Source organism: Rhizobium sp. BR 314, assembly GCF_047445805.1.
In the GTDB taxonomy this organism is placed as follows: domain Bacteria; phylum Pseudomonadota; class Alphaproteobacteria; order Rhizobiales; family Rhizobiaceae; genus Rhizobium; species Rhizobium lusitanum_B.
The window spans coordinates 40,992-55,243 of the sequence record NZ_JARWLA010000034.1 but is presented as its reverse complement, the minus strand read 5'-3'; the positions used below and the strand labels follow the sequence as shown (position 1 = coordinate 55,243).

Genomic DNA, 14,252 nt, shown 5'->3' with positions numbered 1-14,252 from the left:
CAACGTTTCCTGCGTCGAAGTTTCCGTATTGGTGCCGTAAAACCGTTCTTCTCAGGGGGGCGATAATTTGTATAACGGTTGGAAAACGGGATGAAACCTATGACCGCGAGCGCTGCGCCGGATATTTTGATAGTGGATGACGACCACGAGATCCGCTCGCTCCTCAGCCGATACCTGGAGGAGCAAGGGTTTCGCGTGTCGACGGCAAGTGATCTTCGCGGCTGTAACGATGCCCTCAATCGCAGGCACCCCGATTTGATTGTCCTGGATGTGATGCTTCCGGACGGCTCTGGGCTCGATCTCTGCCGCGACTTGCGCAACCGCCGGCCGCGGGTGCCTGTCATTCTGTTGACGGCACTCAAGGAAGACATCGATCGAATTCTTGGGCTTGAGATTGGGGCTGACGATTATCTCGGCAAGCCGTTCAATCCTCGAGAACTGGCGGCGCGCATTCGCGCCGTGCTGCGCCGTACGACAGAAGATCTTTCACCCGAACCCGAACAAAGGCGATATCAGTTCGGGGATATGATGCTCGATCCGCAGCTTCGCCGTGTCACAAGAGATAACGGCGAGGTCGTATCTTTGACTGGCGCCGAATTTGACCTTCTCAAGGCCTTTCTGGAGCGCGCTGGGCGGCTATTGTCACGCGATCAATTGCTCGATTTGACACAGGGTCGTGACCGCGATCCGGCAGACCGTTCGATCGACGTGTTGATGAGCAGATTGCGCCGCAAGCTCTCGGAAACAGCGGAGGAGCCGATCTTCAGAACGATCCGCAACGGCGGCTATCAACTCGTAGTGCCGGTTACGGCGATGAAGGGCGATTCATGAGATCGCTAGGTGCACGGCTGGCGCTGCTCCTGCTCACGGCCATCGTTCTCGTCGTCATTTCCTCGTCATTTGTCGCAAGCTTCGTCATGCGTGGGCCACGGCCGAACATGATGATTCAGCCGATGGCGCGTCAACTTTCCATTATGGCAACATTCGCCGAAAAGGATCGGGCGTCCGCAACCTCGGCCGGACTGGTCGTCTCGTCAAAGCCGGCCGACGGCCCTCGGGATGAAGAGCTGTCACGCTTTCTCATGGAGGCGCTGCTCCGAATTTCCGGCATGCGCGAGGCGGTCATATCGCACCAGTCGACGGGTGGCTTGATTGCGTCGCTGAAGCTTGCCGACGGCGCTTGGCTCGTCATGCCGATGCCGCAGCATGGTCCTCCGCCGGGCGGCTGGAAGGTTCTTGCCGAATGGCTTGGCCTGATCATCATCGGTAGCGTGCTGGTGTCGATCTTCGCGGCATCCAAGATCATGAAGCCGCTGCGTTTGCTGGAGCAGGCCGTGGCCGCGGTCAATCCCGACGGCACGTTGCCGCATATACCCGAGACGGGGCCCGGCGAAATTCGCGTCACCGCACAGGCGCTCAACGGGCTTTCGGCCAGGGTGAAGGCCGCCACGGAAAGCCGAATGCGGCTCGTTGCCGCTGCAGGGCACGATCTCAGAACACCTATGACGCGGATGCGTTTGCGTGCGGAGTTTATTCAGAACGATGAAGAGCGACACAAATGGCTCGCCGATCTCGAGGAGCTCGACCGAATAGCCGATAGTGCCATCAGGCTGGTGCGCGAGGAGATTTCCAGCGACAGCCTCGAACAGGTCAGGCTCGACACGATCGTCGGGGATATCGTCACCGAGCTGAAGGCCATCGACATGAATGTCGAAAGTGGCGAGCTTGAGCTTGCAACGATCAGCGCGGGGCCACTAGCCGTTACAAGAGCGCTGCGCAATCTTCTCATCAATGCCGCGACGCATGGACAATCGGCCCTGGTTACGGTCACACATCTCGGTAGCAGGGCTGTGGTGCGGATTATCGACACCGGCCCCGGCATTCCTGAAGAGCGGCTCAATCAGGTCTTCGAACCTTTCTTCCGCATCGACATTGCAAGACAAAGATCTTTTCCCGGTGCCGGCCTCGGCATGGCGATCGCGCGCGAGATCGTCACGCGCTTCGGCGGAGAGATCACTGTGCGCAACCGGCAGCCAACCGGCTTGGAGCAGGTGGTATCGTTCAAGAGTGTCGACAGTAAATTCGCCGGCTGAGCGAAAGCGATCCGGGGATCGTAATGCGTCGAGCGGGACGTTACATGGCGGCTTTCGAAAGTATGACCATCAGTGTGTAATCGCCTTGCTTGCTCTCTTGTCGGATTAGTTCCGAATCATCAAGGATAAGTTAGCAAAAATTCATGTTTTACTTGCGTAGATTTTTCGAAGCTTCCAATGGATGATAATATGAAATTAAGTTTGTAGAGCTTACTAAATAATAATACTCAGAATAGAAAAGCCGAGACATTAAATTTCGTAAAAATGCCCAATTTCAGCAACATTCAGAAATGTTCGGCTCATCGACTCCTGTAGAATTACAGTCGATCAACATGCTTGGCTCAATCAGGCATTGATCGCCCCGCGTACCCGGCTTCGTCACGACGCCCCCAACACGAATGGCGAAGCCGGATTACCTCCAGAAAGCGCGGTGAAAATACTCCCACGCTGCCGATCGCGAGGCAAAGGCCCGACGAATCTATCTGTTCGTCAGAGCCGAAACAAATCCTGCAATGAGACAATTATAAGATTTCAGCGAGGCGAGGCTTCACTGCATCAACAGCTTGTCCATCGGGCCCCACGTTCAGGGGAAATGGGCGACGTTGCACGCACCATATTGGCTCGGGAACGCCGGCGGGGCATTCCCGAGCCATTCGGCTCCTAAAGGAGCCGCTCCTTCCAACCGATTGGGGGCGTCCGGGGGGAACCTGTTCGGTTGGAGGCAGAGAAGAAATGGTCCTGCTGTCTTGGCTAGGAAGGTTAATCCGGCAGACCCTCTAGCGCCGATTACTGAATGGGCGAGGCCCAGGAGCGAGTGATCGTTCTGCATTTTCCAACTTGGCAAGCTGATCGGCGGTGAGCACGCTGCGCAACGCGGTCGCTTTGTCTTTGAGCACGGCCGCCTCAGCGGCGCGATCGAGCGCGAAATCGGCCATGCGCTCGCCGAACAGTTCATTCTGTTTGTCCGGCTGGTTATCGCCGTCGTGATCGGATGGAGGCGTCGCATCGTCGCTCGGCGTCGGCGATCCAGGCTGCCTATGCCGCGGAAAAGCTAGGAAATCGGTCAGCGCGCTGGTGTAATTTCTCCAGGCATCGAGCTGATTGCTGCGAATACCGATCAACGTTTCCAAAGCCGATAGTTTGCCGGCAATCTCCAAAGCGAGGTTTGGCCCGCGGGCGAACCCGCCGGGAGGCCCGAAAGGCGGCATTGGCTGACCATCGCCAAAGTTCATCATCGGACCGCCTGGATGCGGACCGGGCCAAGACCAAGCGGGTGGCGGCATTGGGCCTGGTGCCGATTGATCAGCTCCGACGCCAGCGGGTGGTTGCGCCTGCTGCGTTGCTGGTGGCTCGGCGGCAAACGCCGAAACACTTGCCCCGGCAATGGCTGTCAGCAGCAAAGTTGTGACAATGTATCGTTGCCTCATGTTCAGTGCCTTCATCGTTATGAACTGACGCCGAAGCTATGCAGGCTGCATGAACGCAATAGGTCTCAAGGTTTCCCGATGTTTCATGGGAACGTGATGTTGCGAACAAAGTTTGCTGATCGCGGCGCGGCAAAATTTCGTTACAATTTTGCCGCCGCGGAGGTGGCGCTACCGGGCGGATTTTTCCCTGAAAGGGGCAAGGGAGGCGTGCGATAGAATCGAAAGGAGGAGGGGAGAAAACCTTTGAGGGGTTGACTGGCGGTCCCCAATTACCAATCTCCGTCATCAAAGGATCCGTTAATTGCGGTGTGCTTCCAATTCCTTGTCGACATTTTGCCTACAAGATCATTAGTGTCGACACCGCAGCGCCGCATGGGGCGCAGAACGCATTCGACTGAGAATATTGAGGAGAGTTGAAGAATGTCGTGGCAACATCCAGTTCCCCGGATCACCGAGGAGGAAAGGCAGGCGCGTCTTTCGCGACTTCGCCAAGTGCTCGATGCCGAAGGTTTGGCCGGCATGCTGCTCGGGCCGAGCGAGAGCCTGCGCTATTTTACCGGTCTCGTATGGCATGCAAGCGAGCGGTTTCTCGGCGCATTGGTGACGCAGTCCGGGCTCTACTATATCGTTCCGGGGTTCGAGCGCAGCCGTGTCGAAACCTTGCCGCATCTGCCGGCGGAAATTCTCGAATGGCAGGAGGAGGAAAGCAGTGCGGCGCTTGTCGCACGCCTCCTCGGTGAACGCGGCATTCTAGCGCTCGATGATGATATGCCGCTTTATTTCTATCACGCACTGGCGGCAAAGCTCGGTGCCGAAAGGCTTGCGAATGGCGGCGCGCTCATCAACGGCCTCCGCCGGATCAAATCATCAGCCGAGATCGCACTCATTCACTATGTGATGAACCTAACGCTCGATGTTCACAAGCAAGCGCATGCGCTGCTGAAGCCCGGTATTCGCGCCTCCGAAGTGGCTGAATTCATCAATCGACGGCACCGCGAGGCTGGAGCATCCGCTTCGACCTTCTGCATCGTCTCCTTTGGCGAAGCGACGTCGTTGCCGCATGGCGCCGATGGCGACCAGATCCTTGGGGAAGACGATGTGATCCTGGTCGATACCGGTGCGCGTATCGATGGCTATCACTCCGATTTGACGCGAACCTACAAGCTGAAAGCCGGGGATACCGTCTTCGAAGATGCCTGGGCCATCGAGCGCGAAGCGCAGCAGGCGGTCTTTGATGCCGCCAAGATCGGCGCGGCTTGCTCAAGCCTTGACGACGCAGCGCGCGCCGTGCTTGCCAAGCACTCGCTTGGACCGGACTATAAGCTGCCCGGTCTCCCGCATCGTGCCGGCCATGGCCTCGGACTTCAGATCCATGAGGAACCCTATATCGTGCGCGGCAATTCAACGAAGCTTGCCGCCGGCATGTGCTTCTCAAACGAGCCGATGATCGTCTTCCCGCAGAAATTCGGGATCCGTCTGGAAGACCATATCTATATGACGGAAGAAGGCCCTCGTTGGTTTACGCAGCCATCGAAGAGCCCGACCGAGCCTTTCGCATAAGGCTCGACCACAATTCACAGCGAAAATGGAAGGGCGGTTTAGGCCGCCCTTTTTCCTTCTTCGTCGAAAACGTGCAGATGCTGAGCCGGGAATGCGACATTGACCCGGTCGCCGGCACTCAGCGCGCTGCGATCCAGCGTGAAGACCTTGAAGGGCAGACCGTGCAACGAAAGATGCAGGATGATGCCAAAGCCCGTCGGCTCGATGAGTTCGACACTGGCGGCCATATCACCTGGGTTGGACGATAGCACCACATGTTCCGGGCGAATGCCGAGCGTCACCTTCGTACCGGCTGCCAGCTTCAGGGGCTCCGAAAGTGCAACGATCGTGCCATCCTTCAGCTTGACGCCGTTCCCTTCATAGATCGCATCGAGGAAGTTCATGCCGGGCGACCCAATGAAGCCCGCCACGAACAGATTGGCGGGGTGATCGTAAAGTTCAAGCGGGCTTCCCACTTGCTGCACGACGCCGCCATGCATGGCAACGATGCGGTCCGCAAGCGTCATCGCCTCGATCTGATCATGCGTCACATAGATCGATGTCGCTTTAAGATCGCCATGCAACTTCTTGATTTCGGCACGCATTTGCTCGCGCAAGCGCGCGTCGAGGTTTGAGAGCGGTTCGTCGAAAAGGAATGCTTTCGGCTGGCGGACAATGGCGCGACCCATGGCGACGCGCTGGCGCTGACCGCCGGAGAGCGCCTTCGGCCGGCGTTCGAGCAGCGGATCGAGGCCAAGCTTTGCTGCTGCGTTGGCGACGGCCTTTGAAATGCCCTCCTTGGCAATTTTTCGCAGCCGCAGGCTATAGCTCATGTTGCCGGCCACATTCATATGCGGATAGAGCGCATAGGACTGGAACACCATGGCGATGTCGCGGTCCTTCGGGTGCAGCTCGTTGACACGGTTTTCGGCAATGCGGATTTCACCGCCGCTGATGTCCTCAAGGCCGGCAATCATTCGGAGCAGGGTGGACTTGCCGCACCCTGATGGGCCGACGAGAACGACGAATTCGCCGTCCTTGATCCGAAGATCGATGTCGTGCAGCACCTGCACATGTCCGTAGGCTTTCTTGACGTTCTGAATATCGATCGATGCCATTTGACTAACCCTTGACCGCGCCGGCCGTTAGACCCTGCACGAGATAGCGTTGGATGAGCAGGAAGAAGAGAGCGGCCGGAATGAGCGCCATGACGCCCGCTGCCATCATCTGCCCGAAGTCCACGGAGAATTTCGAGACGAATGTAAGAAGCCCGACCGGGAACGTTGCAGCCTGATTGCCGTTGATGAGCATCAGCGCGAAGAGCAATTCGCTCCATGCCGCCGTGAAGACGAAGCCGAGCGTCGCCGCGATGCCGGGTAGCGTCAGCGGCAGGATGATCTGCCGGAAGGCCGTGAACTGCGTCGCGCCGTCGATCATCGCCGCCTCTTCTAGATCCTTCGGAATGCCGTCGAAGAAGGACTGCATCAGGAAAGTGGCAAAGGGCACGTTGAAGGCAGTGTAGACGATGACGAGGCCGGTCAGACTGTTCGTCAGGTGCAGCGGCGTCAGGATCTTGAAGATCGGAGCGACGAGCATGACAAGCGGAAACATCTGCGTCAGCAGCATCAGCGCCACGATCCAGTATTTGGCGCGGAAGTTGAAGCGCGAAAGCGCGTAACCCGACAGCGAAGCGCAGATGGTGACCGTGATCGCCGTCGAGGCGGAGACGATCAGACTGTTCTTGAAGAAAGTGGGAAAGTCGCTGTGTTGCAGTACGAAGGAATAATGCTCCCACGTCGTGCGAGACGGCCACATACGAACACCCTCCGTATAGAGGAGGTCATTCGGCGTCACCGACACCTTGAGCAGCCAGAACAGCGGAAAGAGCGCGAAGACGACGTAGCAGAGGATCGCCAGCCGGTGTGCAATGGTAGGTATGATGGATCGTCTCATGGCTCAATCCTTCAGCAAGGTCTGCCGCAGCAGGATGATCAGCATGGAATAGGCGAGCAACAGCACGAGCAGGACCAGCGCGATGGCCGAGGCATAGCCGAAGTCCAGCCGCTTGAAGGCCTGCGTGAAGATGTAGCTGGCGACAATCTGGGTGCGGTCGGCGGGACCACCGCCGGTCATGACGATGATCAGGTCGGCGAAGTTCGACACCCACACCGTGCGCAGAAGCACTGTGATGGCGATTGTCGGCGCGAGGAAGGGAAGCGTGATCGAGCGGAAGCGCTCGAACCAGCCGGCGCCGTCGATCGAGGCCGCTTCATAGAGATCGCGCGGGATCGCCTGAAGTGCGGCGAGCAGCGTAATCGCAAAGAAGGGAATTCCCCACCAGACATTAGCGACGATCGGCCCCCACATTGCATAATGCGGATCGGACAGGATGTTGCTCGGCTCGCTCATGAGGCCGATGGCGTAAAGCCAATGAGGAATTGGACCGATAACCGGGTTGAACAGCCAGGACCAATTGAGGCCGGCAAGGAAAGAAGGAACCGCCCAGGGCAGAAACACCAGTGCCTGCACCAACGAGCGGCCGACGAAGGGCTTGTCCAGCAGCAGCGCAAGGGTCAGTCCAAAGATAAACTGCAGCGCAACCGAGGCGCCCGTCCACCAGAGCGTGTTCTTCAACGCCCAGTAGAAGGCGGTATCCTTGGAAAGAGCGCGAAAGTGCTCCAGGCCGATGAAGCTGCCGGAAAACGGATTGAGCAACTGGATATCGCGAAAGGCATAGGAAATGCCGATCACCAGCGGCACCAACATCACGGCAATGATGAGGATGAGCGCAGGTGCGCTGTAGAGATAGGGTTCGGAGGCGTCGGCGAGGCGCTTCAGCCACGGCCTGCGGTCTTGCCGCCCGGCGAGCGTGTCGGCGATCGTAGTCATCTGCGATAGTTCCCGTTCGCGGCGTTCGAACGCCGTCTGTTTCAAGGGCAGGAGCGGCGGCGGATTGCTCCGCCGCCGCGCATGCTCATTATTTCTTGGCGAGGAATTTCTGCTGCGCCTTGGTCAGATAGTCTGCCCACTGGTCGGCGAGATCCTTGGCCGAGATATCGCCGAGCATCGCTTGCTGCGACGTCTTGATGGCGAGCGAATCCTTGAAGAAGGCGAATTCTTCGAGGTAGGTCGGCATGACGGTGGGAACGGTGTTCTTGTCGGCCAGCTCCTGGAACCAACCCTTGAACTGGTCGCCGGCGTAGAAGGGGTCCTTCTCCGCAGCCGTGTAGGCCGGCAGAGCACCGATCTTCTTGTTCCACGTCAGGTTGCCTTCAGGACCTTCGAGCGTCGCGATCAGCTTCCAGGAAAGATCCTTGTTCTGGCTGCTGGAGAACATCGACCAGCCACCATAGCCGATGGTCGGGAAGGACTTGCCGTCCGGTCCCTTCGGCAGCGGCGCTACGCCGAAATCGTCTTTGTTCATGCGTTCGGCGACGGCGATCAGCGCGTCCGGATCCTGGTCGAGGAAGGCGCAGGTGCCGGAGTAGAAGCCGGCGACGACTTCGTTGAAGCCCCAGTTGACGCTATCCTTAGGTGCATAGCCCTTCTTGTAGAGATCGACCATCCATTCGATGCCCTTGGCCCAGCCGGGGCTGTTCATCGTCGATGTGCCGTCGTCCTTGAAGTACTTGTTTTCGCCGGCCATGGAGGCAGCAAAGATCATCCAGCCGTTGAGGCCGCCCGGACCGCCGCGCATGCAGTAGCCGTACTTGCCAGGCAGCTTGGAGATGGCTTCGGATGCCTTGACGAACTCGTCCATCGTCTTAGGCGGTTCGGCGATGCCGGCGTCCTTGAGGATCTTCTTGTTGTAGAACATGGCGCGCAGATAGAAGCCGTAGGGCAGCATATAGGCGGTGTTCTTGACGTAGCGACCAAGCTCGAGCGCGCGCGGCGTCAGTTCCTTGGTGTGGTCCCACTTGGCAAGGTACGGTTCAAGGCTTTCGAGCATGCCGTTATTGCCGTAGAGCGATACCCAGGTGTCCGGCATTTCCATGACGTCCGGAATGTCACCGGCCGAAACCATGGTCGCGAACTTCTGGAATGCTTCGTTCCAAGGCAGGGAGATGATGTCAACCTTGGTGCCGGGGTTTTCGGCTTCGAACTTGGCGACGATCGACTTGAGCGTCTCGGTACGTTCGGGGCTCGTGATCACTTCCACGAGCTTCAAGGTCGTGCCGGCAAAAGCGGTGCCGGCCATCATGGCGGTAAAGAGTGCTGCTGTTATCAGTCTTTTCATGTTGTTCCCCTTTTAGGTTTTCCTCTCAGGTTGCTTCATTCACGAGGCGGCGGCGATTGCCTCCTCGAGTTCCTTCCAAAGGGCCTCGGTACCTTCGAGGCCGATATGGAGACGTACGGAGCGTGGATTGATGCCGAAGGTATGGGCCGAATTCGGCTGCGCCTTCTGCTGCAGAACGACTTCTCCCGGCACGATCAGGCTTTCATGACCACCCCAGCTGACGCCCAGCTTGAAGAGCTTCAGGCGATCGGCGAAGGCACGAACATCAACACCCTCGCGGAAGATGAACGAGAAAAGCCCGGAAGTGCCGTTGAGGCCGGCAGGCAGGCGGTTGGCGAGACCCGGATGGCAGACCTGCTCCACGACGTCGAGCTCCTGCAGGCGCTTGGCGATCGTCATCGCGGCAGCCTCATGCGCTTTCATGCGGATCGGCAACGTGCGCAGGCCGCGGATCAGTAGCCATGCATCGAAGGGCGAGAGCTTGCCGCCGAGATAGGGATAGGCCTCGGCCTTCAGGCGGGCGATCATCTCCTTGGAGCCGGCGACGATGCCGGCGACCACGTCGCTATGACCGCCAAGATATTTCGAGGCGGAATGAATGACGAGATCGACGCCGAGCTTCAAAGGCTGCTGGAAATAGGGAGTAGCCCAGCTGTTATCGATCATCGAGACGACGTCATGCTTCCTGGCAAGAGCCGCGAGCGCACCGACATCATGCGCTTCCATGACCCAGCTCGTCGGGCTTTCCATGTAGAAGACCTTTGCGCCGGGAAGTGCCTTTGCGACGGCCTCCTCATCACGGCCGTCGACATAGGTCACCTCGACCTTCATGCGCTTGAGAACGGTGCCGAAGAGGCGGAAGGCGTCGGGATAGACGTGCTTGACTGCGACGATGCGATCGCCCGGCTCGACGAAGCTGAGCACCGCGGACGAAATCGCCGCCATGCCGCTGGCAAAGCCAAGCGCATCTTCAGCACCTTCGAGCTTGGCCAGCATTTCTTCGAACAGGCGCACCGTCGGGTTGAGGCCGCGCGTGTAGGTCGGCCGCACTTTCTCGCCGCGATAGGAAGCGATCATCTCGTCATAGCTGGAGAAGGTGAACAGCGATGTCTGGAAGATCGGCGGCACCACGGCATCGGCGAAATTGCCGTCGTCATGGGCTGTGATGAGGGATGCAAGTTCGAATGGCTCAAGCCCGTCAGTCATTTGGACATTTCCTTGATGTCTTCCTCGACCACGTCGAGAATTTTCAGTGTTTCGGCGCGCGCTGCCTCGGGATCCTGATCGGCGATGGCGTTGAACAGCGTGCGGTGGAATGGGAATGACCGGCGGGCAAAATCCTCGCGGTCGAAAGGGTGGTCCCAGAAGCGCTCGAAGGTTTCGCGCATCTGTTCCAGAAGTTGCCTGAACAAGGGATTGTGCGTGGCATCATAGACTGCCAGGTGAAATGCCAGGTCTTCCGGCCCTGACGTACCTTTGGCGATATGAACGCGCTCCATCTCGTTGAGCTTCTGCTCAATGATGACGAGGTCTTCGTCGGTACGCTTTCGGGCTGCGACCATGCCGGCTTCGCACTCAATGCCGCGACGAACTTCCAGCGTCTGCAGCAACGCATCACGCAGATGCGGCGGATCGAGCGACAGTGGCATGTGGATGGTCGCCTTGGAAACGGGCTTCAACAGGTAGGTGCCGCTGCCCTTGCGCGATTCCATAACGCCCAACGCCTGGAAATAGGTGATCACTTCCCGGATCGTCGAGCGCCCGACGGAAAGCGCCGTCATCAGTTCGCGTTCGGTCGGCAGCCTGTCGCCAGCCTGCAGCTTCGACGACTCGATGAAGCTCGACAGCGCGTCGATGACTTGCTGCGTCCGGTCGATAGAAGGAAGAGGTGTCAGCATGGCCTTTGTCATGGACGGTAAATTGGTCTGACATCTGCCATCAGGTCAATCCCTTTTTTTTGAATAGTAGGATTTTTCTGTGGCCGATCTCGCCATCTCCATGATCTCAGGAGTTTGAGGAAATCCAGCGAGGGCGTCCGTCGGTCTTCAAGACAGAGGACGGCGCTGATAAAAGGGGCGCAACATGAGTCCCGGATTGGTAGAGAATGGCTGCGCGAGATCGATATTCACGGAAACTAGAATGTGCAAAGTGTGGCCATACTGGCTTTGCCGAGGTTTCGGAGACCGATAATCGCCGCGCATCTACCCGCGACTTCAAGATCGATGAGATGCCCCGCGGCTTTTCCACTGAGCGGCCGTCGCCCGATCCGCGCAAGCACATGGTGAAGTGTCGCTGCGGGTCGGTGTTCCGGTTTGAACAGGATACGGTCTATGCGCCCGGCGGCGAGCCGCGCCGATAGCGGGCAGTATGCCAAAAAGAAAAAAGCCTCGCACAGGCGAGGCTAAGCTTGTGCCGCTCCGGGGAAATCGGAAGCGACGCGGCGTGGTTTAGTCGCGACTATTCAATCCGACTAGGTCAGTTTTGGCGATTACGGTACGCTTGATCAAAAAAGCTCGGGACCTTGCCAACTCACCGACCTGCAAGAATCCCGCAATAATTGCGCGATGTGGAAAGATCCCCTTTGAGATGTGTTGACATTGGAAACAAAGCCATCCTGGCGTGTATCTGTGTTCAGCTACCGTTCATTTTGGCGAGAGCAAAAGGCATTTGCCGCAACGCCTTGCGGTGGTCGAGACTCGGCTTCCGACCGGCTTGCCGGTCAGGTCGCCGGGTCTCGCAGATACTGAAAAGTTTGGATATTCGCATGCGACTGCTTCTCGCCTTCATCGACTGGATCCGTGGTCGCCGTCAACGCCGGCTTGAGGGGGAGACGCCCCAATATTCGGCCGACGATCCATGGGTCTTGCAGCAGATCGAAAAATTCGAGCGTGAGTTGAAGCGATAGCGCTGCGACGCTCCGATTACTGGCACCCCGGTTGGGTCTTCATCTGTCTATGGCTTGCTCTGTCGTGCCCGCCGCAGGTGGTTGTAGACGGTCGCCCGCGAAATGCCGAGCAATCGGGCGAGGTAAGGGACCAGGTTGCGGATGGAAAAATAACCCTCCTGTTCCAGCCTCTCGATCAGGGCGGCATGATCTTCCTTTGCAAGGGCGGAGGCCGCAAGCCCCCGTTCGCCGAGAAAGTCCGCAATCGCGGTATTGACGGTTTCTTGCCAGTCCGCATTGAACAGAGCGGTTGGCTGCGTGCCGGCCCCCTGAAAAGCCGCGAGCAACGTTAGTGCGTCGCGAGCAGCCTCGATTGGCGCGAGGTCGAAATTGATACATAGCAAGCCAAATGTCTCGCCGCTGCTGTTTCGCAGCACAGCCGTAATCGATTTGAGCTGCCGACCGTCGAAGTTTGTTTTCGGATAGGGGCCAATGACATCGGTGCCAAGCTCCCCGATATCCTTCAATTCCGCGAGCGACGAACCGCCGACATCGCGCCTGGATATATTGTTGGCGATATAGGCGATCGTCTGCGTTCGCAGATCGTGAATGACGACTTCCGCATGCGGCTTGAGCAGGGTTGCAACAGCCTCGGCGACGGGAACGAATTGCAGCACGTCGCCCTCGATCGGCTTTGCTTCTCTCGGCGCATCTGTCTTTCTCGGCATGACGCCCTTTCTGTCTTCGTATTTACAATCAGTCTATATTTGACAATTTGTCAACTAGACACTAACGTTCTGCCAACAAACGCCAGCGCGAACGTGTATAAGTTACTGCGGAGAAATACCCCATGCCGGTCCTTCCAGATTTCAAGCTCGAAACCTATTTCTCGAAGTGGGAATTCAGCGCGCGCTATCATATGACCGCGTCCGACGCGCAGAGCATGACGATGGCTGAGTTGCTTAGCATGGCGACTACCGAACAGCGGCAAGCTCACGAGAATCTGTGGCTTGGGTACACAGAGACCTTCGGTGGTCCGGAACTGCGTGATACTATCGCTGGCCTTTATGAAACGATGTGCCGGGCGGACATTCTCTGCTTCGCGGGCGCGGAGGAAGGCATCTACATCGCAATGCACGCGCTCCTCGACAAGAGCGACCATGCGATCGTCGTAACGCCCAACTACCAGTCGTCTGAAACGATCCCACTCAGCATTTGTGACGTTTCCGCCGTGGCGCTTAATTCGGAAGATGATTGGTCGCTCGATATCGATGCCGTCAAAGCGGCGATCCGACCCAGTACCAAGCTGATCTCGATCAACTTCCCACACAATCCCACGGGCAAGGTGCTCGAAAGGGAAAGATTCGACGCGCTGGTGGATCTCTGCCGTCGCCATGGCATCTGGTTATTCAGTGACGAGGTCTATCGGGGACTAACCGTCGAAGGCCGAGACATATTGCCCGCTGCTGCTGATGTCTATGAACGGGGTCTGTCGCTGGGTGTCATGTCGAAAGCCTATGGCTTGCCGGGGCTGCGCATCGGCTGGCTCGCCTGCCGCGATCACGAGGTGCTTTCGAAAATGGAGCGGATGAAGCACTACCTCTCCATCTGCAACTCCGGCCCGAGCGAAAGCCTGGCGCAGATTGCACTGCTCAATGCCGACAGGATCCTTGAGCGCAACAATAAGCTCATTGCCTCCAATTTGGTCAAGCTGAAGTCCTTCTTCGCCGAATTCGAACACCTCTTCGACTGGTACACGCCCGATGGCGGTTGCGTCGGCTATCCGCGTTATAGAGGTGAGGATGGTGTCGAGAGTTTTGCCCAAGACCTCGTCGAGCAGTCTGGGGTGCTGCTTTTACCTGCCAGCCTCTATCATTCCGATCTCAACGTGACACCCACCGATCGCTTTCGCATAGGCTTTGGCCGCGCCAACATCGATGAAGGCATCTCGGCCATGCGTTCTTATTTGCTGCGCAATCGCTCTTGAGCACTGGCCGTTGGAAACAAAGACAGAACGGATGGCGCAAATCAGCCGCCGGTACTAGAATGTCGTCATCGAAAATCGAGAGTGA

General features: G+C 57.9%; 14 protein-coding genes. 6 read left to right on the top strand and 8 right to left on the bottom strand.

The genetic code is table 11. The features are described 5' to 3' along the window. Positions 1 to 99 precede the first annotated feature (99 nt). Together QD461_RS29280 and QD461_RS29275 are read left to right on the top strand one after the other, a co-directional pair. The gene (locus QD461_RS29280; RefSeq protein ID WP_414090751.1) at positions 100 to 831 is read left to right on the top strand and encodes a response regulator; all 732 of its coding nucleotides are present in this window, start codon (positions 100 to 102) and stop codon (positions 829 to 831) included. Beyond that, positions 828 to 2,093 (top strand): ATP-binding protein, encoded by a 1,266-nt coding sequence (locus QD461_RS29275; RefSeq protein ID WP_414090731.1) that lies wholly within the window; start codon positions 828 to 830, stop codon positions 2,091 to 2,093. The genes QD461_RS29280 and QD461_RS29275 overlap by 4 nt, the downstream gene beginning before the upstream one ends. Positions 2,094 to 2,869: 776 nt before the next feature. Here the strand turns inward: QD461_RS29275 and QD461_RS29270 are convergent. Continuing rightward, positions 2,870 to 3,223, bottom strand: a complete 354-nt coding sequence (locus QD461_RS29270; protein ID WP_414090730.1) for a hypothetical protein — start codon at positions 3,221 to 3,223, stop codon at positions 2,870 to 2,872. A 717-nt stretch (positions 3,224 to 3,940) separates the two neighbouring features. Between QD461_RS29270 and QD461_RS29265 the strand changes: the two genes are divergently transcribed. Further along, positions 3,941 to 5,080: a M24 family metallopeptidase gene (locus QD461_RS29265; protein WP_414090729.1), complete on the top strand. Its 1,140-nt coding sequence runs from the start codon at positions 3,941 to 3,943 to the stop codon at positions 5,078 to 5,080. Positions 5,081 to 5,118: 38 nt separating this feature from the next. Here the strand turns inward: QD461_RS29265 and QD461_RS29260 are convergent, their stop codons facing one another. The 6 genes from QD461_RS29260 to QD461_RS29235 form a co-directional block, all read right to left on the bottom strand. Continuing rightward, on the bottom strand, positions 5,119 to 6,177 hold the full coding sequence (locus tag QD461_RS29260; protein ID WP_414090728.1) for an ABC transporter ATP-binding protein: 1,059 nt from the start codon (positions 6,175 to 6,177) through the stop codon (positions 5,119 to 5,121). Between the two features lie 4 nt (positions 6,178 to 6,181). Continuing rightward, the gene (locus QD461_RS29255; protein WP_184709137.1) at positions 6,182 to 7,012 is read right to left on the bottom strand and encodes a carbohydrate ABC transporter permease; all 831 of its coding nucleotides are present in this window, start codon (positions 7,010 to 7,012) and stop codon (positions 6,182 to 6,184) included. Positions 7,013 to 7,015: 3 nt separating this feature from the next. Next, positions 7,016 to 7,948, bottom strand: a complete 933-nt coding sequence (locus QD461_RS29250; protein WP_414090727.1) for a carbohydrate ABC transporter permease — start codon at positions 7,946 to 7,948, stop codon at positions 7,016 to 7,018. 88 nt (positions 7,949 to 8,036) lie between these two features. Next, positions 8,037 to 9,296: an ABC transporter substrate-binding protein gene (locus QD461_RS29245; RefSeq protein ID WP_414090726.1), complete on the bottom strand. Its 1,260-nt coding sequence runs from the start codon at positions 9,294 to 9,296 to the stop codon at positions 8,037 to 8,039. Between the two features lie 39 nt (positions 9,297 to 9,335). Beyond that, positions 9,336 to 10,502, bottom strand: a complete 1,167-nt coding sequence (locus tag QD461_RS29240) for a PLP-dependent transferase (protein WP_414090725.1) — start codon at positions 10,500 to 10,502, stop codon at positions 9,336 to 9,338. Next, positions 10,499 to 11,194 (bottom strand): FadR/GntR family transcriptional regulator, encoded by a 696-nt coding sequence (locus QD461_RS29235; RefSeq protein ID WP_246806471.1) that lies wholly within the window; start codon positions 11,192 to 11,194, stop codon positions 10,499 to 10,501. Before QD461_RS29235 ends, QD461_RS29240 begins: the two co-directional genes overlap by 4 nt. Before the next feature lie 206 nt (positions 11,195 to 11,400). Between QD461_RS29235 and QD461_RS29230 the strand changes: the two genes are divergently transcribed. Together QD461_RS29230 and QD461_RS29225 are read left to right on the top strand one after the other, a co-directional pair. Further along, positions 11,401 to 11,655: a hypothetical protein gene (locus QD461_RS29230; RefSeq protein WP_414090724.1), complete on the top strand. Its 255-nt coding sequence runs from the start codon at positions 11,401 to 11,403 to the stop codon at positions 11,653 to 11,655. A 405-nt stretch (positions 11,656 to 12,060) separates the two neighbouring features. Beyond that, positions 12,061 to 12,201: a hypothetical protein gene (locus QD461_RS29225; RefSeq protein WP_414090723.1), complete on the top strand. Its 141-nt coding sequence runs from the start codon at positions 12,061 to 12,063 to the stop codon at positions 12,199 to 12,201. Positions 12,202 to 12,248: 47 nt separating this feature from the next. Here QD461_RS29225 and QD461_RS29220 read toward each other — a convergent pair whose 3' ends face one another. Continuing rightward, positions 12,249 to 12,908: a transcriptional regulator gene (locus QD461_RS29220; RefSeq protein WP_414090722.1), complete on the bottom strand. Its 660-nt coding sequence runs from the start codon at positions 12,906 to 12,908 to the stop codon at positions 12,249 to 12,251. 122 nt (positions 12,909 to 13,030) lie between these two features. On the opposite strand from QD461_RS29220, the gene QD461_RS29215 reads away from it, so the two are divergent. Beyond that, positions 13,031 to 14,167, top strand: a complete 1,137-nt coding sequence (locus tag QD461_RS29215; RefSeq protein WP_414090721.1) for an aminotransferase class I/II-fold pyridoxal phosphate-dependent enzyme — start codon at positions 13,031 to 13,033, stop codon at positions 14,165 to 14,167. Positions 14,168 to 14,252 lie beyond the last annotated feature (85 nt).

Bases quoted from the DNA above. Each gene is read 5' to 3' on its own strand.
- QD461_RS29215 (WP_414090721.1), top strand. From the start codon at position 13,031: ATGCCGGTCCTTCCAGATTTCAAGCTCGAAACCTATTTCTCGAAGTGG.
- QD461_RS29250 (WP_414090727.1), bottom strand. From the start codon at position 7,948: ATGACTACGATCGCCGACACGCTCGCCGGGCGGCAAGACCGCAGGCCG.
- QD461_RS29225 (WP_414090723.1), top strand. From the start codon at position 12,061: ATGCGACTGCTTCTCGCCTTCATCGACTGGATCCGTGGTCGCCGTCAA.
- QD461_RS29245 (WP_414090726.1), bottom strand. From the start codon at position 9,296: ATGAAAAGACTGATAACAGCAGCACTCTTTACCGCCATGATGGCCGGC.
- QD461_RS29220 (WP_414090722.1), bottom strand. From the start codon at position 12,908: ATGCCGAGAAAGACAGATGCGCCGAGAGAAGCAAAGCCGATCGAGGGC.
- QD461_RS29265 (WP_414090729.1), top strand. From the start codon at position 3,941: ATGTCGTGGCAACATCCAGTTCCCCGGATCACCGAGGAGGAAAGGCAG.
- QD461_RS29240 (WP_414090725.1), bottom strand. From the start codon at position 10,502: ATGACTGACGGGCTTGAGCCATTCGAACTTGCATCCCTCATCACAGCC.
- QD461_RS29260 (WP_414090728.1), bottom strand. From the start codon at position 6,177: ATGGCATCGATCGATATTCAGAACGTCAAGAAAGCCTACGGACATGTG.
- QD461_RS29235 (WP_246806471.1), bottom strand. From the start codon at position 11,194: ATGCTGACACCTCTTCCTTCTATCGACCGGACGCAGCAAGTCATCGAC.
- QD461_RS29280 (WP_414090751.1), top strand. From the start codon at position 100: ATGACCGCGAGCGCTGCGCCGGATATTTTGATAGTGGATGACGACCAC.
- QD461_RS29255 (WP_184709137.1), bottom strand. From the start codon at position 7,012: ATGAGACGATCCATCATACCTACCATTGCACACCGGCTGGCGATCCTC.
- QD461_RS29275 (WP_414090731.1), top strand. From the start codon at position 828: ATGAGATCGCTAGGTGCACGGCTGGCGCTGCTCCTGCTCACGGCCATC.
- QD461_RS29230 (WP_414090724.1), top strand. From the start codon at position 11,401: ATGGCTGCGCGAGATCGATATTCACGGAAACTAGAATGTGCAAAGTGT.